Genomic DNA, 19,268 nt, shown 5'->3' on the forward strand with positions numbered 1-19,268 from the left:
TCTTCCGCCGCTTAGGCCACCCTCTCCCCACTCTCCATTGTGATGAACCAAGTTGTCTGCTTGACTCCCTGTCAACGGCCCGGAAGGGCAAGTGTCGGGCGTCGATAAGCGGCCGGACACTGAATGAAATAGACAGATCGGTACAAGAGGAGCGAGCCATGACAACGGCCACCACCACGCGCCGCCCGCGCACCCGCAAGCCGGAAGGGCAGTGGAAGATCGACGGCACCGCGCCGCTCAACCACGTCGAGGAGGTCAAGCAGGACGGCGAGGTGCTTGACGTCTACGACCGCGTCATCAACATCTATTCCCAGCAGGGCTTCGACTCGATCCCGGCCGACGACATCGCCCCCCGCTTCAAGTGGCTCGGGCTGTACACACAGCGCCGCCAGGACCTCGGCGGCGAACTCACCGGCCAGGTCCCCGACGCCGAACTGCAGGACAAGTTCTTCATGATGCGCGTGCGTTTCGACGGCGGCCTGGTCACCCCCGAGCGCCTCCGCGTCGTCGGCGAGATCTCCCGCGACTACGCTCGCTCCACCGCCGATTTCACCGACCGCCAGAACATCCAGCTCCACTGGCTGCGCATCGAGGACATCCCCGCCATCTGGGAGAAGCTCGACACCGTCGGGCTCAGCCCGCTGCTCGGCTGCGGCGACGTCCCCCGCATCATCCTCGGCTCGCCGGTCGCGGGCGTGGCGGCGGAGGAGATCATCGACGCCACCCCGGCCATCGAGCGCATCCAGCGCGAGCACCTGCCCAACCCCGAGTTCCACAACCTGCCGCGCAAGTTCAAGTCCGCCATCTCCGGGCACTCCCGCCAGGACGTCACCCACGAGATCCAGGACGTCGCCTTCATCGGCTCCGTCCACCCCGAGCACGGCCCCGGTTTCGAGTGCTACGTCGGCGGCGGCCTGTCCACCAACCCCATGCTGGCGCAGTCCCTCGGCGCCTGGATCCCCCTCGACGAGGTCCCCGACGTGTGGGCCGGCGTGGCCGGCATCTTCCGCGACTACGGCTACCGACGTCTGCGCAACCGTGCCCGCCTCAAGTTCCTCGTGGCGGAATGGGGCGTGGAGAAATTCCGCGAAGTTCTCGAAACCGAGTACCTCGGGCGCCCGCTCCTCGACGGCCCCCACCAGCCGATCAACCCCGGCTACCGCGACCACATCGGCATCCACCCCCAGAAGGACGGCCGCTTCTACCTCGGCGTCAAGCCCACCGTCGGCCACACCACCGGGGAACAGCTCATCGCCATCGCCGACGTCGCCGAGCGCTTCGGCATCAGCCGCATCCGCACCACCGCCGAGAAGGAGCTGCTCTTCCTCGACGTCGAGCGCACCGACCTCACCGCCCTGGCCGCCGCCCTCGACGAGACCGGCCTGTACTCCCGGCCCAGCGAATGGCGCCGCAACATCATCTCCTGCACCGGCCTGGAGTTCTGCAAGCTGGCGCACGCCACCACCAAGGCCCGCGCCGTCGAGCTCGTCGACGAACTGGAGGAGCGCATCGGCGACATCGACGTCCCCGTCCGCATCGCCCTCAACGGCTGCCCCAACTCCTGCGCCCGCACCCAGGTCGCGGACATCGGCTTCAAGGGCCAGACCGTCACCGACGCCGAGGGCAACCGCGTCGAAGGCTTCCAGGTCCACCTCGGCGGCTCCATGAACATCGGCGCCAACTTCGGCCGCAAGCTGCGCGGACACAAGGTCCTGGCCACCGAGGTCGGCGACTACGTCACCCGCGTGGTCACCCACTTCAAGGAGCAGCGCACCGCCGACGAGACCTTCCAGGAATGGGTCCAGCGCGCCGCCGAGGAGGACCTCACATGAGCTTCCGCCGCGCGCCCAACCCCAACCGCAACCACCCGCTGCACTGCCCCTGGTGCGCCGGGGAGGAACTCTTCCCCGACGAGGCCGACGACTTCGCCTGGCGCTGCCGCGACTGCACCCGCATCTTCTCCGTCCGCTACCACGGCCAGGACGACCCCGAACACCGCCCCGCCCCCGCCCCCTCCACCAGCGAGGCCATCCAGGCCTCCCTCCACCGACACGGCCACCAGGAGGTGACCCGATGAACCTGCTCACCGTCCACGTCCGCGATCCCCAGCTCAGCCCGGCAGGCCCCACCACCACCGGTGACCTGCCGGAGGAGGTGCGGGAGGAGAACGCGCGGCTCGTCGAGAAGCACGCCGCCGAGCTTGACGACGCCCCCGCCGCCACCATCCTCGCCTGGGCCCGGGAGCACGCGCCCGGCCGCCTCGCGGTGACCCTGTCCATGGAGAACACCGTCCTCGCCGAGCTCGCCGCCTGGCACCTGCCCGAGGCGGACCTGCTCTTCCTCGACACCGGCTACCACTTCCCGGAGACCCTCGACGTCGCCGCCGCCGTCGACGCCCGCTACCCGCAGACCCTCGTCACCGCCCGCCCCACGCTCACCCGCGCGGAGCAGGACACCACCTACGGCGCCCAGCTCTACCGGCGCAACCCCGCCGCCTGCTGCCGCATGCGCAAGGTCGAACCCCTCGCCGTGCACCTCACCCCCTACGCGGGCTGGATCACCGGACTGCGCCGCGCCGACGGCCCGACCCGCGCGAACGCCCCGGCCCTCAGCCTCGACGCCACCGGCCGCCTGAAGATCTCCCCGCTGGTCACCTGGTCGATGGAGGACACCGACCGGTTCATCGACGAGCGCGACCTCATCATCCACCCCCTCACCCGCCAGGGCTACCCGTCCATCGGGTGCGCCACCTGCACGCTCCCCGTCGCCGACGGAGAGGACCCCCGGGCCGGCCGCTGGGCCGGCAACGCCAAGACAGAATGCGGACTCCACTCATGACCACTGCACTTTCCACCCGACTCTCCCCCCACCTGCAGGACCTGGAGAACGAATCCATCCACATCCTCCGCGAGGTGGCCGGGCAGTTCGACAAGGTCGGACTGCTGTTCTCCGGAGGCAAGGACTCCGTCGTCGTCTTCGAGTTGGCGCGCCGGGCCTTCGCCCCCGCGGCCGTCCCCTTCGAACTGCTCCACGTGGACACCGGCCACAACTTCCCCGAGGTCATCGAATTCCGCGACCGCCTCGTCGAGCGCACCGGCGCCCGCCTGCGCGTCGCGGCCGTCCAGGACTGGATCGACCGCGGTGACCTCGTCGAACGCCCCGACGGCACCCGCAACCCCCTGCAGACCGTCCCCCTCGTGGAGACCATCGCCGAGCAGGGTTACGACGCCGTGCTCGGCGGCGCCCGCCGCGATGAGGAACGCGCCCGCGCCAAGGAGCGTGTGTTCTCCGTCCGTGACTCCTTCGGCGGCTGGGACCCCCGCCGCCAGCGCCCCGAGCTGTGGCACCTCTACAACGGCGGCCACCTGCCGGGCGAGAACATCCGTGTGTTCCCCATCTCCAACTGGACCGAGGCCGACATCTGGGAGTACATCGGGGCCCGCGGCATCGAGCTGCCCCCGATCTACTTCGCCCACGACCGCGAGGTCTTCCCCCGCGACGGCATGTGGCTCACCGCCGGCGACTGGGGCGGCCCCCGCTCCGGCGAGGAACCCGAGATCCGCCGCGTGCGCTACCGCACCGTCGGCGACATGTCCTGCACCGGGGCGGTGCTCTCCGAGGCCTCCACCATTGACGAGGTCATCGCCGAGATCGCCACCTCCACCCTCACCGAACGCGGCGCCACCCGCGCCGACGACCGTCTCAGCGAGTCCGCCATGGAGGACCGCAAGAAGGAAGGCTACTTCTGATGTCCACCTCCACCATCCTGCGCACCCGCGAAACCCTGCGCCTGTGCACCGCCGGCTCCGTCGACGACGGCAAGTCCACCCTCGTCGGCCGCCTGCTCCACGACACCCGCTCCGTCCTGGCCGACACCCTCGCCTCCGTGGAGCGCACCTCCGCCGACCGCGGCTTCAACGGCCTCGACCTCTCCCTCCTCGTCGACGGTCTGCGCGCCGAGCGCGAACAGGGCATCACCATCGACGTCGCCTACCGCTACTTCGCCACCGACCGCCGCACCTTCATCCTCGCCGACACCCCCGGCCACGTGCAGTACACCCGCAACACCGTCACCGGCGTCTCCACCTCCCAGGTGGTCGTCCTGCTTGTCGACGCCCGCCACGGCGTCGTCGAGCAGACCCGCCGCCACCTCAGCGTCGCGGCGCTGCTCGGGGTGCGCACCGTCCTGCTCGCCGTGAACAAGATCGACCTCGTCGACTGGTCCGAGGAGGTCTTCCGCGAGATCGAGTCCGAGTTCCGCGCGCTCGCCGCGGGCGTGGGCATCGAGGACCCCCACGTCATCCCCGTCTCCGCCCTGCTCGGCGACAACGTCGTCGAGCCCTCCCGCAACCTGCCCTGGTACACCGGCCCCACCGTCCTCGAGCTGCTCGAGACCGTCGAGGTCCAGCGCGGCCGGGCCCACGACCTGGGCTTCCGTCTGCCCATCCAGTACGTCATCCGCGAGCACGCCACCGACTACCGCGGCTACGCCGGGCGCATCGACGCCGGGACCGTTGCCGTCGGCGACACCGTCCACCTGCCGGAGGGCCGGACCAGCACCGTCACCCACATCGACACCGCCGACGGTCCCGTCGAGGCGGCCGCCGCCGGGGACTCCGTGGTCCTGCGCCTGGCCGATGACATCGACCTCATCCGCGGCGATCTCCTCGCCGGCGCCGACCGTCCCGCGCCGGTGCGTTCCTTCGCCGCCACCGTCGTCGGCCTCTCCGAGCGCAACCTGCGCCCCGGTGATCCCGTGAAGGTCCGCTACGGCACCTCGCTGGTCCGGGGTCGGGTGGGCGAGGTCGAGCGCGTCCTCGACATCGACGGCCTCTCCGACGACATCGCGCCCGCCGCCTGGGGCCTCAACGACATCGCCCACGTGCGTATCGACGTCGCCGCCGACCTGCCCGTCGAGCCCTACGCCGCCCGCGGCGCCGTCGGCTCCTTCCTGCTCATCAACCAGGCCACCGGCGACACCCTCGCCGCCGGCCTGGTCGGCCACCGCCTGCGCTGATGACCGCGCTGCTCACCCTCTCCCACGGCTCCCGCCACCCGCGCGCCGCCGCCGGCATCGACCGCCTCACCGCGGCCGCGGGGGAGAGGCTGGGCGTCACGGCCCGCGCCGCCCACCTGGAGTTCAACTCCCCCTCGCTCACCGACGCCGCCGTCTCCCTCGCCGCCGCGGGGCACCGCACGGCAGTAGTCGTGCCCCTGCTGTTCACCGACGCCTTCCACGCCCGCCACGACGTGCCCGCCGCACTGGCCGCCGCCCGGGAGGCCAGCGGCCTCGACCTTCACCCCGCCGCCGGACTGGGCACCGGCGAGGACATCGCCGATCTCCTCGCCGCCCACACCCGTCCCGCCCCGGGCCGCAGCCTCACCCTCGCGCACGTCGGATCCTCCGATCCGGCGGCGGAGGAGGCCGTGGCGGTGCTGGCCGGGCGCGTGGCCGCCCGCCTCGGACGTCCCGTGGCGGTGCACCGCGCCACGGGGTCTGTGGTGGAGGTGGAAGGGGAGACGCACCTCATCCCGCTCTTTGTCACCGAGGCCCTGCTCCTCGACCGCCTGCTCACCCCCGGCGTCAGCGCCGATCCTCCCCTCGGCGCTGCGCTGGCCGACATCGTCGCCGCGCGCCACCGTGCCGCCCTCACCTAGGACCCCACCATGACCACACTTCTGCTCATCGCCCTCGCGGGACTGGCCGCGCAACTTGTCGACGGCGGACTCGGGATGGGTTTCGGCGTCACCTCCACCACCATCCTCATCGCCCTGGCCGGGCTCGGCCCCGCGCAGGCCAGCGCCGTCGTGCACACCGCCGAACTGGGCACCACCCTGGCCTCCGGCATCTCCCACTGGCGCTTCGGCAACGTCGACTGGAAGGTCGTCCGGCGCCTGGCCATCCCCGGCGCCATCGGCGCCTTCGCCGGGGCGACCGTCCTGTCCAACCTGTCGACGGAGGCCGCCGTCCCGCTCACCGCCACGATCCTCAGCCTCATCGGCGTCAACCTCGTGTGGCGTTTCTCCCGGGGCCGGGTCCGGCGTGTGGCCGGCGGGGAACACTCGCGGGGCTTCCTCGGCGGGCTGGGGCTCTTCGGCGGTTTCATCGACGCGTCCGGGGGCGGCGGCTGGGGGCCGGTGACCACCTCCACGCTCATGACGCTGGGGCGCGCGGAGCCGCGCCGCATCGTCGGCACCGTCAACACGGCGGAGTTCCTCGTCACCGCGGCCGCCACCCTCGGCTTCGTCCTCGGCCTCTGGGATGACCTGGTGGCCAACCTCGCCGCGGTCGGCGCACTGCTGCTCGGCGGCGTCATCGCCGCGCCGCTGGCCGCCTGGCTGGTCACCCGCATGAACCCGACCGTGCTCGGCGGGGTCGTGGGCACCCTCCTCGTGGCGATCAACCTGCCGAAGGTGCTGCCCGTCGGCTGGGTCGGCGTGCTCCTGGTGGTGCTCGTGGGCCTGGCGCTGTCGTGGGTGGGCTACCGGCGGGCCGCCCAGGCGCGGGCCGCACTCGGGGAGCCGGTCACGGGTTCGAGCAGCGAGCCGCAGGGCCAGGAGGTGCGGGTGCTGTAGTAACCGTTCGTGTGGGGGGTGTGCCCCCACGACAACACCCCAGGTCGCCAGGCGCCTGGGGTGTTGTCACACGAACCGTTACTACAGCCCGGCGACGTCTCCGATGACGTAGACGGCCGGGGAGGAGATGGCGTGCTCCTCCATCGTCCGGGCCAGGGTGCCCAGGGTGCAGCGGACACTGCGCTGCTCGGCGGTGGTGCCCTCCTGGATGACGGCCGCCGGGGTGAGCGCGGGCAGGCCGGCCGCGAGGAGCGCCTCCGTGATGGCGGCGACATTGCGCACGCCCATGATGACGGAGATCGTGCCGCCCGCCCGGGCCAGCGCGGCCCAGTCGACGAGCGAATCGGGATGCCCCGGGGGCAGGTGGCCGGAGACGACCGTGAAGGAGTGGACCACCCCGCGCTGGGTGACGGGGATGCCCGCGGCAGCGGGCACGGAGATCGCGCTGGTCACCCCGGGGACCACGGCGCAGGGGATGGCGTGCGCGCGGCAGGCCTCCACCTCTTCGTGGCCCCGGCCGAAGACATAGGGGTCACCGCCCTTGAGGCGTACGACATGGCGGCCGGCCCGGGCGTGCTCGACGAGGAGACGGTTGGTCTCCTCCTGCGCGACCTGGCGGCCGTAGGGGAGCTTGGACACGTCGATGACGGTCTTGTCCGCGGTGTCGCAGAGCTGTCCGAGGTCGTCGGTGGGGCCGAGGTGGTCGGTGAGGATGACATCCGCGTCCTGCAGGGCGCGCATGCCGCGGAGGGTGATGAGGTCCCACGCGCCGGGACCGCCGCCGACGAGGGTGACGTGACCGGTACTCACATGCACACCGGGACGCCGCGGGAGGAGAGCTCGACAGCGGCCCAGTCCGTGGAGCGGGAGGCGCGGGCGGTCCAGCCCTGCCACGAGGTGACGGCGACGCCGCGGGCGGCGAGCAGCTCGAGCAGGCGCGGCGGGGCGTCCTGCGGGCGCTCGGGGAAGACGGCGGCGGTGATCTCGGCGGAGGCCAGGGCCGCCCCGGTGAGGGTGGCGGTGTCGGTGTCTGCCAGCGCCTGGGCGTCGGGGGTGACCACGGCATCGTAGAGCTCGTGGAGCTCGTCGAGGGTGACGTCGCGGCCGGTGCTCACGTTGCCGATGAGGCGCAGGCGCGGGGCGCCGCTACCGCTCGGGGTGGAGCTGATGAGGCCGGCGGGGGCGGTGCGTGAGGTGATGAGGTCCACGAAGACGGGGGCCTGGTGACGGGTGGTGAGCAGGCTCTCGGCGAGGCACATGCCGGAGGCTCCGTCGCTGATGACTGCGATGCGCAGGGGCCGCTGTGCGGGCTCGGGCATGGTCTCTTCCTCTCTGTAGACTGAACTGTCTATGAACAATAGTACAGAGCGGTCTATCGGGCAACGGGGCCCGCTCTTTTCTTGCAAACGTGCGTGCATCGGAATGTGATCTGTGCAACGGTGTTTGGTATGACCGTGAAGACCACCGACCCCAAGCGGGGCGGCCTCGGCGACCGGATCCTCACCGGTATCGAGACGCTCGGCAACAAGCTTCCCGAACCATTCACCCTCTTCCTCGGGCTGTTCCTCATCACCGGCGTCGCCTCGACGCTCATGGCGATGCAGAACATCGAGGTCGCTGTCCCGGGTTCCGAGGAGGACCTGGTCATCCGCGGCCTCTTCACCGGCGAAGGCCTCACGTGGCTGACCACCACGATGGGCGCCAACTACATCGGCTTCCCGCCGCTGGTCACCGTGCTGCCCATCCTCCTGGCCACCGGCGTGGCGGAACGCACGGGCATGCTCTCGGCGCTCATCCGCAAGCTCTTCGGCTCGGCCAAGAAGTGGATCCTGCCCTACGCGGTCGGCGTCGTGGGCGTCACGGCCTCGATCATGGCCGACGCCGCCTTTGTCGTCGTCCCGCCGCTGGCCGCCATGGTGTTCAAGGCCGCCGGCCGGCACCCCGTCGCCGGCCTGCTCGGCGGTTTCGCGGCCGTCGGCGCCGGCTACTCCACCTCCCTGTTCCCGACCAGCCTCGACGCCCTGTTCGCCGGCATCACCAACGCCGTCATGGAGACGCTGCCCGGTATCGCCACCACCGAGGTCAACCCGGTCTCCAACTACTACTTCAACATCGTCTCCGCCCTCATCCTCGGCCTCATCGCCGGATTCATCACCGACCGCGTCCTCGAACCGCGCATGGTCCGCCAGAACGTCCCCGCCGAGGAGACCCTCGCGGAGGGCGAGGACCCCTCCCAGCGCGGCGACCGTGACTCCGAGGGCAACGAGCTCTCCGCTGAACTGAGCCGCCAGGAGACCCGCGGCCTGTGGGCCTCGCTGGTGGCGGCGCTGCTGCTCACCGTCCTGTTCCTGTGGGCCTTCCTCCTCCCCACCTCCCCGTGGCGCAACGAGGACGGCGGCTTCCTCCCGCAGTCCCCGCTGCTGCAGTCGATCGTCTTCATCGTCTTCGCCTACTTCATGGTGCTGGGCATCGTCTACGGCCTCTTCGTGGGCACCGTGACCTCGGTCGGGGACATCGTGGAGATGATGGGCCTGGCCATCAAGGACATGCTCAGTTTCCTCGTCCTGGCGTTCATCCTCGGGCAGTTCGTCGCGCTCTTCGCCTGGACCGGTATCGGCACGTGGACCGCGGTCAAGGGGGCGGCCTTCCTCGAGGGCATCGGGCTCACCGGTTTCGGGGCCATCCTCGCCTTCATCGTGCTCGCCTCGCTGCTCAACCTGCTCATCATCTCCGGCTCGGCGATGTGGACCCTCATGGCGGCGGTCTTCGTCCCCATGTTCGCGCTCATCGGTTTCGAGCCGGCCTTCACCCAGGCGGCCTTCCGCGTCGGCGACTCCGCCACCCAGGTGATCACCCCGCTCAACCCGTACATGATCGTCATCCTCGGCCTGCTGCGCCGCTACGAGCCCGCGGCCGGCCTGGGCACCCTCATGTCCCGTCTGCTGCCCTTCGTCATCCCCTTCTGGCTGGCCTGGGCCTCGTTGCTGGGGGTCTGGTATTTCTTCGACCTGCCGCTGGGCCCCGGCGCCGCGATCTTCCTCAACTAGGTAGCGTGACAAGCGATGACTTCTGCTCAGCCACCCGCCCCGTCCACCGCCTTCCTCGACCACGCCGCCGCCGGTATCGCCGCCCGTATGTCCGAGGTGGCGGCCCCGGAACCGCCGCTTTTCGACGCCTACGCGGCGCAGGAGGAGGCGTGGAGGGTGGCGTCGATAAGCGCGGAGGCGCTGGAGCCGGCACTGACCGCCCTGCTGCGCGACCTGCACGCCCACCCCGAACTCGCCTTCGAGGAGGTGCACGCGCAGGCCGCGCTGACGCGGCTGCTCGCGGAGCGCGGATACCGCGTCGAGCAGGGCGTGCATGAGGTCGCCACCGCGCTGCGCACCTCCTGGACCGCGCCCGGGTTCGACCCCGGCCGCCACCGCACCGTGGCGATCATGGCCGAATACGACGCCCTGCCCGGCATCGGGCACGCCTGCGGCCACAACATCATCGCCGCCGCCGGGGTCGGTGCCTTCCTCGCTGCCGTCGACGCCGCGCAGGCCGCCGGCGTGACCGGGCGGCTCGTGCTGCTGGGCACGCCCGCCGAGGAGGGGCACTCCGGGAAGGAGTACATGATCCGCGGCGGCATGCTCGACGACATCGACGTCGCCGTCATGGTGCACCCCTTCGGCTATGACATCGCCAGCCACCACTGGCTCGGCCGCCGCACCCTGCAGGCCACCTTCCACGGACACGCCGCCCACGCCAGTTCGCAACCCTTCATGGGACGCAACGCCCTCGACGCCGCCACCCTGGCCTACCAGGCGATGGGGCTGCTGCGGCAGCAGATGGCGCCCTCGGACCGGCTGCACGCCATCATCAGCGACGGCGGCCACCGACCCTCCGTCATCCCCGAGCGCGCGGCGCTGGACATCTATGTGCGCTCCCTGCTCACCGACTCCCTCGTCGACCTGTCCGCGCGTGTCGACGACATCCTCGACGGCGCCGCCCTCATGACCGGCTGCCGCGTGGAGAAGACCTGGGACGTCCACCCCGCCACCCTGCCGATCCGCAACAACGAGGCCCTCGCCGCGCGGTGGGCCCGCACCCAGGGGCTGCGCGGGCGCCTGGCCATGCCCGCCGGGGTGGTACCGGATTCGCTGGCGGCGTCCACCGATTTCGGCAACGTCTCCCAGCTGGTGCCGGGCATTCACCCCATGATCAAGGTCGCGCCGGCGGACGTGGCGCTGCACACCGCCGATTTCGCCACCTGGGCGGCCGGCGCCGAGGCCACGCGCGCGGCCGTCGATGCCGCGGCCGGGTTGGCGCAGGTCGCCGTCGACGTGCTTGCCGACGACACCCTCGCCGCCGCCGCCCACGCCGAGTTCGCGGCCGCCGGGGGACGCTTCAGCGTGGCGGAGGAGCTGGGGTAGGGGCGCCTCAGTTCTTACAGGGGCCATGAGTACTTCTCGGTGGTTTGAACCACCGAGAAGTACTCATGGCCCCCGAAAGAGCGGCTTTTCCGCCCGGAGGGAACCATGGGCGCCGGGGAGCAGTCCAATAGTGGGGAAGAAATCACACGAGGGGGCGGGAGAAGGGCATGGGGGACATCGGGGCAGTGCTGGCCCGCTGCACCAGAAGAAGCGACGGGCTGCTACTTCGTAGCGAGCAGACACACCTGCCAGACGTATCAGCAGTCCTGCGCACGCTGGAGAGACACAAGGTGATCGTGCGGTTGGAGCGGGGCGTGTACGTCGAGGCCGAGACCTATGCAGCGCTGAAGCCATGGCAGCGCTTTGACCTGCAGGCAAAGGCGTTGGGTTTGGCCTCTGGGCGGGTGCTCGCCGGCTACTCGGCTGCCGCGGCCTGGGGGTTGTGGAGATATTGCTCGGTACCCCGGCAGCAGATGCTGTATCGACGCAACGGCGGGCGCCCCCGGCGGGGGATCAGGGAGATCCACCACAATCTCGCGGACGCGGAGGTCACCGGCACCCACTTTCGGGCCACCACAGTGCCACGCACCATCGCTGACCTCACCCGGATCCACGGCTTCGGAGCCGGATTCGTCGCCGCGTGCAGTGCGCTGCGGCAGAAGCTGCTCACCCGCGAGGCGCTCGCGGCCTACGACACCACCGGCAAGGAGGGCCTGGCGCACTGGCCGCTCATCGTGGAGAAGGCGACGGACCAGGTGGAGTCGGCGCTCGAGGCGGCGTTTCTGGCGCAGGCGGTGTTCTTCGGGGACTTCACCCTCACCCCGCAGGTCAGGGTGCGGGGGAAGAACGGGACGGTCTTCCTGGTGGACTTCCAGGTCGACGGCACAGACAAGCTGGTGGAGTTGGATGGGCGGGGGAAGTACGGGGATTCCGCGCAGGAGCAGGAGTTCAATCTGCAGAAGGAAAAGGACAGAGCCGACAACCTGCCCACCCAGCCCGAGCGTTTCGGGTGGTCGGAGGTGATGAGTCTGCGGGCGTACCGGTCGCTGCTGCAGCGACTGGGGTTGGAGGCCCGCCGGGATCTGCCGCAGATTCACCGCGAGTAGGATCTGAGCCCATGAGCATTCTCTTTGTCGCCGCCGTGTCCGAGGAAGCCGCCCACCTGCCGGAGGGGGCGGATCTGCTGGTGACGGGGATCGGCACCCTGCCTGCCGCGATCGTCCTCACGGAGGAGCTGTGCGCGCGCCGGGCGGACGGCACGCTGCCGGAGCGCATTATCAACATCGGTACGTGCGGAGCGCTGCGCGATGAGATCCCCAACGGCGTCTACGAGATCGACCGCGTGCACAAGCACGACTTCAACGTCGAATTCACCTCCGATATCGCCGGAGATGCCCTGCCGCGCGTGATCACCCCCGCGGTCACCGGGCTGTTTCCGACCGGGCAGCTGGCCACCGGCGACACCTTCGTCGAGGATTCCGTCACCCGCGAGCGCATCGCCCGGGTCGCCGGGCTGGTGGACATGGAGGGCTACGCCCTCGCCGCCGTCGCGGGGCGTTTCGGCATCCCCATCACCCTGCTCAAGCAGATCAGCGACCGGGCCGACGAGGAGACCGCTCCCGAATGGGCGGATGCGGTGGAGGGCAGCGCGCTCAAGCTGGCGGAGGCCGTCGAGCGGCTGCTTGCTGCGCTGTGACCCAGGGACGCAACTCTGCCTCGATCTGGTCGCAGGAGAGCCCCGCGAGCAGGCCGCGCGCCACCGCGTCACCCATGACCAGCGCGACGTCGGTGCTGTAACCGGTCAGCGGCCCGCAGGCGGCGGCCGCGTCCCCGATGAGCATGACATTCCCCGCCGACCAGCGGGGGAGGTGAATCTGGGCGTTCTCGCGCGGCCGCTCCAACCCGATTCGCGCGCGGGTGGGTGAATCGATGCCGTCGGCGCCGAGTACGACATCGTGGCCCGCGTGGCTCACGGTCTCGGCCCGCACCCCGTAGTCGATGTCCCCGACCTCCCGGGCGAGCATCTCCAAGAGCTCCCGGCGCAGGATCTGCTCCTCCACCTGACAGCCCAGCTCCGCCAGCACCGTCCGGCCCCGCTCGCGCACGGTGACGAAGGAACCCTCGGTGCGCATGGCCGGCGCCTCCTCCACGATGCGGACCTCCCCGCCGAAACGGCGCAGGACCAGCGCGGCACTGAGGCCGGCCGGTCCTGCCCCGATGACGAGGACGCGCACTAGGAGGGATCCGCGGAGTTCACCATCCGCCAGCGCGGCGAATCCTCTTCTTCTCCGGTGACGACGTCGTCTGCGTCGTCGTTGTTCTTGCGCCGCCCCAGAGTCGGGGTCATGGTGACCAGGCGTTCGCGCACTGCGGTGAAGGCCTCCCACGAGGTGAGGTTGGAGCCCTTGGCGGTGGCGATCTCGATGTCGTCGATGGTGATCTCGCCGGCGCGCAGGGCGACGAGCTCGGAGTGGTAGCGGAACCACACGGCCGCGACGGCGGCGATCGGCACGGCCAGGAAGGCGCCGATGATGCCGAAGAGCGTGGAGCCGAGGGTCACCGACAGCAGCACCACCGCGGCGTGCAGGTTCATGGCCTTGGACTGCAGCACCGGCTGGAGGATGTTGCCCTCGATCTGCTGGACCGCGATGATGAGCAGCAGCACCAGCAGCGCGTTGGTCACGCCGTTGGAGACCAGCGCGATGATGACCGCCAGGGCGCCGGCGGTGAAGGCACCGACGATGGGGATGAAGCCCGCGAAGAACGTGATCACCGCGAGCACGAAGGCCAGCGGCACACCCAGCAGGACGAGGCCGATGCCGATGAAGAGGGCGTCGACAAGCGAGACGATCGCCTGCGTGCGGATGAACCCGGCGAGCGTGTTCCAGGAACGCGTCATCACCTCGGTGAGGTGCCAACCGGCGTTCGAGCCGGTGAAACCGCGCATCCACGGCAGGAAACGGTCCCCGTCCTTGAGGAAGAAGAACGTGAGCACGAGCATCACGACGATGGTCACCACGATCGACGTCGCCGCCCCGAGCCCGGTGAACACTCCGGATGCAATCTGGGAGGAGCGTTCCTGCAGGAAGCCGGTGATGTCGTCGAGCACCTGGTCGAACTGGGAGGTGTCGACGTTGAGCGGCGGCCCCTGCACCCAGTCGGAGAGCTGGTTGAGGCCGTCCTGTGCCTGCTTCACCAGCGCAGCTCCCTGATCGCGGACGATGGGGGCCATCGCGGCGAAGATACCGCCGAAGATGGAGAAGAAGCCCACCAGCGTGACCACCGTGGCCAGCGCGGCGGGGAACTTCAGCTTGTCCCGGAGGAATTTCACCGGCGGCCACAGCACGGTGCACACGAGCAGCGCCAGGAGGATCGGCAGCAGCCCGGCCCACACGAAGCCGAGGATCTTGCCGAGGATGTACGCCGCCACCACGAAGATGATGAAGCGCAACGCCCAGCCCGCGGCCCAGCGACCGTCGCGGCCGATGAAGACCGCGCGGTCGGTGACGTCCGGGGCGTCATTGGGGGAGGTGGCGTCGCGGGGTTCGTCGGACAGCTCGGCGTAGTCCGCGACCATGTCGGTGAGGTCGCGGGGATCGGTGCCCGCGGGGCCCGGTTTCTGGGGATCGATAGGTGTGCTCATCAGAACTTCATTCTGCCCCAAAAACCGGCCTGTTGTGTAGCACCCCGAAACGGTGCAGCGTCACGGTGAGCGACTGCTCGAGGAGGAAGGGCAGGAGCTCGCGGCGGCCGTCGGCCAGCACGGGCCCGTCGAGGACGACCGCACCGGCCGCTGCGGCCCGCTCGTAGACCTCGTCCGGCACCGTCCCGAGGGCCCGGATCCGCCCGCCCGGGCGAAACTCCAGGTCCTCGCTTATCGACGCCCCCGCCCGCTCCGCCGCCAGCCGCAGCCGCCACAGGTCGCGCTCCGCCGCCCCCTCGCCGACGTACACCGGCAGGGGGTCGGGCAGCGGGCGGTAGCGGAAGATGTTGGCCTCGCTGCGCAGCCCGGTGAGGTCGTGCTCCCGCGAGAACTCCTCGCGCCACGCCAGTTCGTCGAGCTCCGCGGCCTGCCGCAGCCAGGGATCGGCCGGCGCCTGCGCCAGCAGCTTCTCGACGCCCGCGCTCAACTGCACCTGCGCATGGTCGAGGTCACCGTCGGACCACGTGCCCAACTGGGCGACATAGTTCGGGCCCCCGGCCTTGGCGCCGGACCCGATGACCGAGTCCTTCCAGCCGCCGAAGGGCTGGCGCTGGACGATGGCGCCCGTGATGCCCCGGTTGACGTAGGCGTTGCCCACCTCGACGTGCTCGCTCCAGTAGGCGATCTCCTCCTCGTCGAGGGAGTGCAGACCGCCGGTGAGGCCGAAGCCGGTGCTGTTCTGCCACTCGATCGCCTCCTCGAGGGAGGAGGCGTACATGATGCCCAGGACGGGCCCGAAGCATTCCGTGCGGTGGAACCACGACCCGGGGCGGACGTTGTCGCGGATGCCGGGGGACCAGAACTTACCGGCGACGTCGAGACGCACGGGCTGGAGCAGCCAGGATTCGCCGTCGTCGAGACGCGTGAGGCCGCGCTCGAGTTTCTCGCCGGGCGGCTCGATGAGGCCGTTCATGGTGGTGGCGATGTCGGTGCCGGGGCCGACGCGGAGGGTGGAGACGGCGTCGACGAGCTGCTCCCGGATACGGCGGGATTCCCCCGCCTGGCCGACGAGGATGAGCAGCGAGCTGGCGGAACACTTCTGTCCCGAGTGCCCGAAGGCGGAGCGGTAGATGTCGGCGACCGCCAGGTCCGGGTCCGCGGCCGGGGTGACGATGATGGCGTTCTTCCCGGAGGTCTCCGCGCTGAGATTCATGCGCGGGTTCCACGAGCGGAACAGCTCCGCGGTCTCCGAGGCGCCGGTGAGAATGACGTGGTCGACGTCCTCGTGGGAGATGAGACGCTGCCCGGCGGCGGCCTCATCCGCGCGCAGGAACTGCACCAGATCCTTGTCCAGGCCGTGGCGCTCGAGCCCGCGGTGCACCGCCGCGACCATCACCTCCGCGCACGCTTCGGTCTGCGGGGCCGGCTTGATGATCACCGCCGACCCCGCCGCCAGGGCCGCCGTCACGCCGCCCGCCGGAATGGCGACGGGGAAGTTCCACGGGGGAACCACCACCGTCAGCGCATGGGGGGTGAAGGTGGAGCGGGTGCGGTCGAGGTTGCGCGCCTGCTCTCCGTAGTAGGCGGCGAAGTCGATGGCCTCGGAGATCTCCGGATCCGACTGGTCGACGGTCTTGCCCGCCTCATGCGCCATGATCGTGAGCAGCTCGCCGCGGGCCGCGGCCAGCTCATCGGCGATGCTCTCCAGGACCTCCGCCCGCTCGTGACCGCTGCGGGCCGCCCAGGCGGGGGCCAGCTCGCGGCCGCGGTGGACGGCGGCGTCGACGACCGCGGGATCCGTCACCTCCTCCGCCTCCAGCACGTGCGGTGCGGCGGCGAGGCGCTCCAGCGCCCACTCGCGGTTGGTGCGCAGGGCCGGGTCCGTGTCCGGCTCGTTGCGGAAGCGTCCCTGCACCGTGCGACCCGTTTCGGTGAGGCGATTCTGGGTCCGGCGGGGTGCGGTCGCGGAGGGGTCGCGGGCGGCGTCGATGAGCGCCTGCTCCTGGGCGGACATCCCGTCGCCCGGGGCGAAGAGCGCGTGCAGGAAGTTCTCCTCCGCCGCGTTCTCCTCCAGGCGGCGGACGAGGTAGGAGACGGCGACATCGAAATCCTCGCGGTGAACGACCGGGGTGTAGAGGATCATGCGGCCCACGACATCCCGCACCGCCTGCTGCTGCGCCGGGGACATGCCCTGCAGCATCTCCGCGTCGATCTGCCCGGTGACACCGCGGGCGGTGGCCAGCTCCCAGGCCAGCGCGACAGAGTAGAGGTTGTGGCTGGCCACGCCGATCCGGACATGCGGAGCGAACTCCGGGGTGAGGATGTAATCGAGCAGCCGGATGTAGTTGGCGTCGACCTCATGCTTGGTGGCGTACGGGGCCTGCTCCCAGCCGTGGCTCTCCGCCTCGACCTTCTCCATCGAGAGGTTCGCGCCCTTGACCAGGCGGATCTTGATGGGGGTGGGGCGGGTGCGGGCCCAGTCGGCGAGCTCGACGAGGGCGTCGAAGCTGTCCGGCAGGTAGGCCTGGAGGACGATGCCGGCCTCGAGGTCGCGGAACTCGTCCTCATCCAGGAGCTCGGTGAACAGGCGGATGGTGAGGCGGAGATCCTTGTACTCCTCCATGTCCAGGTTGATGAAGGTGCCGGATTCGCGCGCCGCCCGGTACATCGGGCGCAGCTGCTCCTTGAGGCGGAGGAGGTTGCCCTCCAGGTCCCAGGGGTTGAGCTGGGCCACGAGGCTGGAGGCCTTCACCGACACGTAGGTGACCTTGGGATTCGTGATGAGCCGGAGCGTGCGCTCCGCACGCCGGGTCGCCTCGTCATCACCGAGGACCGCCTCCCCGAGGAGGTTGAGGTTGAGCTGCGTGCCCTCGGCGGCGGCCGAGTCCAGCAGCCGGTCCAGGGCCTTCCCGTCCGCGTCGAGCACGAGGTGGCCGACCATCTGGCGCAGGCGTGCGCGGGCTACGGGCATGACCACCTGCGGCAGCAGCGGTCCGACGATCCCGCCCAACCGGAGGGCGGTCTGGTTGAGGCGGCCCAGGAAGACAGGGGCACCGTCGAGCTGGCGCAGGGCCCGGGCGGCGGTGCGGTTGTCTTCGGGACGGGCCACCCGGTCCACGAAATCCATGGTGAAGCTGACGCCGGCCGGATCGCGGACCAGGTCGGCGAGGCGTTGGGTCGCGGAGGACCCGTCGGTGTGGGAGGTGGCGGCGAGCCAGTCGCGGGCGCGGGAAACGGCGGGGTCGAGCACCTGCTCGACGGAGACAAGCTGGGACATCAGGGGTTCCTTCCGGTGGGTGTGTGCTGGGCGGGGGATGCTCAGCCGGCCACCGGGGGTCGGTCACTGACGTGGCGGGTGCGCGCGAACTGTGAATTCACCGGCGGTCCCTTTCTCCTCGGTCCGGCAGCGGGGTGACGCTGCGGACAACACTGTGGGGAATGTGATGAGGATTACTCTCACTGCTGGTCAGTATAGGGGTTGGGGTGACCATTCGGAACGTGCCCCGGAGGGGGTTGTAGTAACCGTTCGTGTGAGCGTGATTTCCAGGTATGCCGACCTGGGCTTTCTCCTCGCGGGAGGAGCCTGACACGAACGGTTACTCGCAGGCCGGGCGGGGCGGGCGCGGCCGTGAGAGACTGAGGCCCGTGAACCAGGTTGGGGGGCCGGTCATCAGCACCGGGGACGTGTCCAAAGCTGAACGCCAACGCATTTTCCGGGAGTGGAAGCGCGGTGAGTACGTCCGACTCGCGCGCGGACTGTTCATTCTGCGCGCCGACCTCGAAGCTCTCAGTCTCCCGGAGGAGCTGATCCTCCGCGTGGTCGTGCATGCCTGCGCGGCGCCGAAGTCCGTGGTCAGCGGGCGTTCGGCCGCCCTACTGTGGGATATGCCCATTGTGGAGTCGCCCGCGCGTTTCCGTGAACACAAAGTCGAGCTGACCTCGGAACGGGCTCGGGCCCGCACCACCACGGCCGTGACGTTCCGGTTGCTCAGCGGGTCCTACGCCTCCGCGGTGGAGGAGAAGTCCACTGACTTCGGCACCGTCCGCCTCACCGATGCCCTCACCACGGCCCTGGACCTGGCGCGGTGGGCCACCGAAGGGGAGGCGGTGCGCGCTCTCGACCACGGCCTCCAGCATGAGCTCTTCGCCCTGGCGGATGTGCGCACCCGGGTCGCGGAGATGAGGCGGCTGAGCGGGTGGGAGAAGATCCGGCGGGCGGCGCTGCTCGCCTCGCCCGGTTCGGAGAGTCCCCGGGAGACGGACCTCAAGCTGCTCCTGCATGAGCTGGGCCTGCCCGCTCCGTGGCAGCAGGTGGACATCTTCGCCCGTGGCGGGGCATGGATCGGGCGGGCGGACTTCTTCTTCCCCGAGCTGGCGCTCGTCATCGAATACGACGGGCGGGAGAAGTATCAGCTCGACCCCGATGACCCGCACGCCACCCGGGCGAAAGAGCATGAACAGGGTGAGCAGTACCGCATCAACGGGATCATCCCTCTCTACGTCTGCGATGAGACGCTCCGCGACGGCACCGCGGCCGAACTCATCACGGAGCAGGTGCAGCAGTTGCACGGCAAAGTGGCGCCGTACCCCGAGCACCGCTGGTCCGGCGGGCACCCGGCCTGGGAATGCTGAAC

The 19,268-nt window shown here is 70.2% G+C and carries 17 protein-coding genes; 12 read left to right on the plus strand and 5 right to left on the minus strand.

Annotated features, from left to right (window positions below; translation table 11 throughout):
- The first annotated feature begins 158 nt into the window (after positions 1 to 158).
- The 7 genes from ACFPUZ_RS08020 to ACFPUZ_RS08050 are packed head-to-tail and all read left to right on the plus strand — an operon-like array spanning position 159 to position 6,576.
- Positions 159 to 1,832 (plus strand): nitrite/sulfite reductase, encoded by a 1,674-nt coding sequence (locus ACFPUZ_RS08020; protein ID WP_377001368.1) that lies wholly within the window; start codon positions 159 to 161, stop codon positions 1,830 to 1,832.
- The gene (locus ACFPUZ_RS08025; RefSeq protein WP_377001370.1) at positions 1,829 to 2,077 is read left to right on the plus strand and encodes a hypothetical protein; all 249 of its coding nucleotides are present in this window, start codon (positions 1,829 to 1,831) and stop codon (positions 2,075 to 2,077) included. Before ACFPUZ_RS08020 ends, ACFPUZ_RS08025 begins: the two co-directional genes overlap by 4 nt.
- Positions 2,074 to 2,838 carry a phosphoadenylyl-sulfate reductase gene (locus ACFPUZ_RS08030; RefSeq protein WP_377001372.1) on the plus strand — a complete coding sequence of 255 codons (765 nt, stop codon included), beginning with the start codon at positions 2,074 to 2,076 and terminating at the stop codon, positions 2,836 to 2,838. The genes ACFPUZ_RS08025 and ACFPUZ_RS08030 overlap by 4 nt, the downstream gene beginning before the upstream one ends.
- Positions 2,835 to 3,749, plus strand: coding sequence for a sulfate adenylyltransferase subunit CysD (gene cysD, locus ACFPUZ_RS08035; protein WP_377001373.1), 915 nt, complete (start codon positions 2,835 to 2,837; stop codon positions 3,747 to 3,749). The genes ACFPUZ_RS08030 and cysD overlap by 4 nt, the downstream gene beginning before the upstream one ends.
- Positions 3,749 to 5,017 (plus strand): sulfate adenylyltransferase subunit 1, encoded by a 1,269-nt coding sequence (locus ACFPUZ_RS08040; RefSeq protein WP_377001375.1) that lies wholly within the window; start codon positions 3,749 to 3,751, stop codon positions 5,015 to 5,017. Before cysD ends, ACFPUZ_RS08040 begins: the two co-directional genes overlap by 1 nt.
- Positions 5,017 to 5,658: a sirohydrochlorin chelatase gene (locus ACFPUZ_RS08045; RefSeq protein ID WP_377001376.1), complete on the plus strand. Its 642-nt coding sequence runs from the start codon at positions 5,017 to 5,019 to the stop codon at positions 5,656 to 5,658. The genes ACFPUZ_RS08040 and ACFPUZ_RS08045 overlap by 1 nt, the downstream gene beginning before the upstream one ends.
- A gap of 9 nt (positions 5,659 to 5,667) precedes the next feature.
- Positions 5,668 to 6,576 carry a sulfite exporter TauE/SafE family protein gene (locus ACFPUZ_RS08050; RefSeq protein WP_377001377.1) on the plus strand — a complete coding sequence of 303 codons (909 nt, stop codon included), beginning with the start codon at positions 5,668 to 5,670 and terminating at the stop codon, positions 6,574 to 6,576.
- 81 nt (positions 6,577 to 6,657) lie between these two features.
- Here the strand turns inward: ACFPUZ_RS08050 and cobA are convergent, their stop codons facing one another.
- Complete coding sequence (cobA, locus tag ACFPUZ_RS08055; RefSeq protein WP_377001379.1) at positions 6,658 to 7,386, minus strand: uroporphyrinogen-III C-methyltransferase; 729 nt, start codon at positions 7,384 to 7,386, stop codon at positions 6,658 to 6,660.
- Positions 7,383 to 7,895 (minus strand): hypothetical protein, encoded by a 513-nt coding sequence (locus ACFPUZ_RS08060; protein WP_377001380.1) that lies wholly within the window; start codon positions 7,893 to 7,895, stop codon positions 7,383 to 7,385. The genes cobA and ACFPUZ_RS08060 overlap by 4 nt, the downstream gene beginning before the upstream one ends.
- A 129-nt stretch (positions 7,896 to 8,024) precedes the next feature.
- On the opposite strand from ACFPUZ_RS08060, the gene ACFPUZ_RS08065 reads away from it, so the two are divergent.
- The 4 genes from ACFPUZ_RS08065 (at position 8,025) to ACFPUZ_RS08080 (ending at position 12,687) form a co-directional block, all read left to right on the plus strand.
- Positions 8,025 to 9,623 (plus strand): AbgT family transporter, encoded by a 1,599-nt coding sequence (locus tag ACFPUZ_RS08065; RefSeq protein ID WP_377001381.1) that lies wholly within the window; start codon positions 8,025 to 8,027, stop codon positions 9,621 to 9,623.
- 15 nt (positions 9,624 to 9,638) lie between these two features.
- Entirely contained in the window at positions 9,639 to 10,991 is a 1,353-nt protein-coding gene (locus ACFPUZ_RS08070) for a M20 family metallopeptidase (protein WP_377001383.1), read from the plus strand.
- 290 nt (positions 10,992 to 11,281) lie between these two features.
- Positions 11,282 to 12,097 carry a hypothetical protein gene (locus ACFPUZ_RS08075; protein WP_377001385.1) on the plus strand — a complete coding sequence of 272 codons (816 nt, stop codon included), beginning with the start codon at positions 11,282 to 11,284 and terminating at the stop codon, positions 12,095 to 12,097.
- 11 nt (positions 12,098 to 12,108) lie between these two features.
- Positions 12,109 to 12,687 carry a nucleosidase gene (locus ACFPUZ_RS08080; RefSeq protein WP_377001387.1) on the plus strand — a complete coding sequence of 193 codons (579 nt, stop codon included), beginning with the start codon at positions 12,109 to 12,111 and terminating at the stop codon, positions 12,685 to 12,687.
- On the opposite strand, the gene ACFPUZ_RS08085 is transcribed toward ACFPUZ_RS08080, so the two are convergent.
- Genes ACFPUZ_RS08085 through ACFPUZ_RS08095 form a run of 3 tightly spaced genes read right to left on the minus strand, consistent with a single transcriptional unit; the run spans position 12,644 to position 17,911 of the window.
- Positions 12,644 to 13,225, minus strand: coding sequence for an FAD-dependent oxidoreductase (locus ACFPUZ_RS08085; RefSeq protein WP_377001388.1), 582 nt, complete (start codon positions 13,223 to 13,225; stop codon positions 12,644 to 12,646). The two genes, ACFPUZ_RS08080 and ACFPUZ_RS08085, sit on opposite strands and share 44 nt — an antisense overlap.
- The gene (locus tag ACFPUZ_RS08090; protein ID WP_377001389.1) at positions 13,225 to 14,634 is read right to left on the minus strand and encodes an AI-2E family transporter; all 1,410 of its coding nucleotides are present in this window, start codon (positions 14,632 to 14,634) and stop codon (positions 13,225 to 13,227) included. Before ACFPUZ_RS08090 ends, ACFPUZ_RS08085 begins: the two co-directional genes overlap by 1 nt.
- Positions 14,635 to 14,641: 7 nt before the next feature.
- Positions 14,642 to 17,911 carry a bifunctional proline dehydrogenase/L-glutamate gamma-semialdehyde dehydrogenase gene (locus tag ACFPUZ_RS08095; RefSeq protein WP_377001391.1) on the minus strand — a complete coding sequence of 1,090 codons (3,270 nt, stop codon included), beginning with the start codon at positions 17,909 to 17,911 and terminating at the stop codon, positions 14,642 to 14,644.
- 407 nt (positions 17,912 to 18,318) lie between these two features.
- Between ACFPUZ_RS08095 and ACFPUZ_RS08100 the strand changes: the two genes are divergently transcribed.
- The gene (locus tag ACFPUZ_RS08100) at positions 18,319 to 19,266 is read left to right on the plus strand and encodes a hypothetical protein (protein ID WP_377001393.1); all 948 of its coding nucleotides are present in this window, start codon (positions 18,319 to 18,321) and stop codon (positions 19,264 to 19,266) included.
- Positions 19,267 to 19,268: the final 2 nt, after the last annotated feature.

The sequence above is a fragment of the Corynebacterium nasicanis genome (genome assembly GCF_042658165.1).
Lineage (GTDB): Bacteria > Actinomycetota > Actinomycetes > Mycobacteriales > Mycobacteriaceae > Corynebacterium > Corynebacterium nasicanis.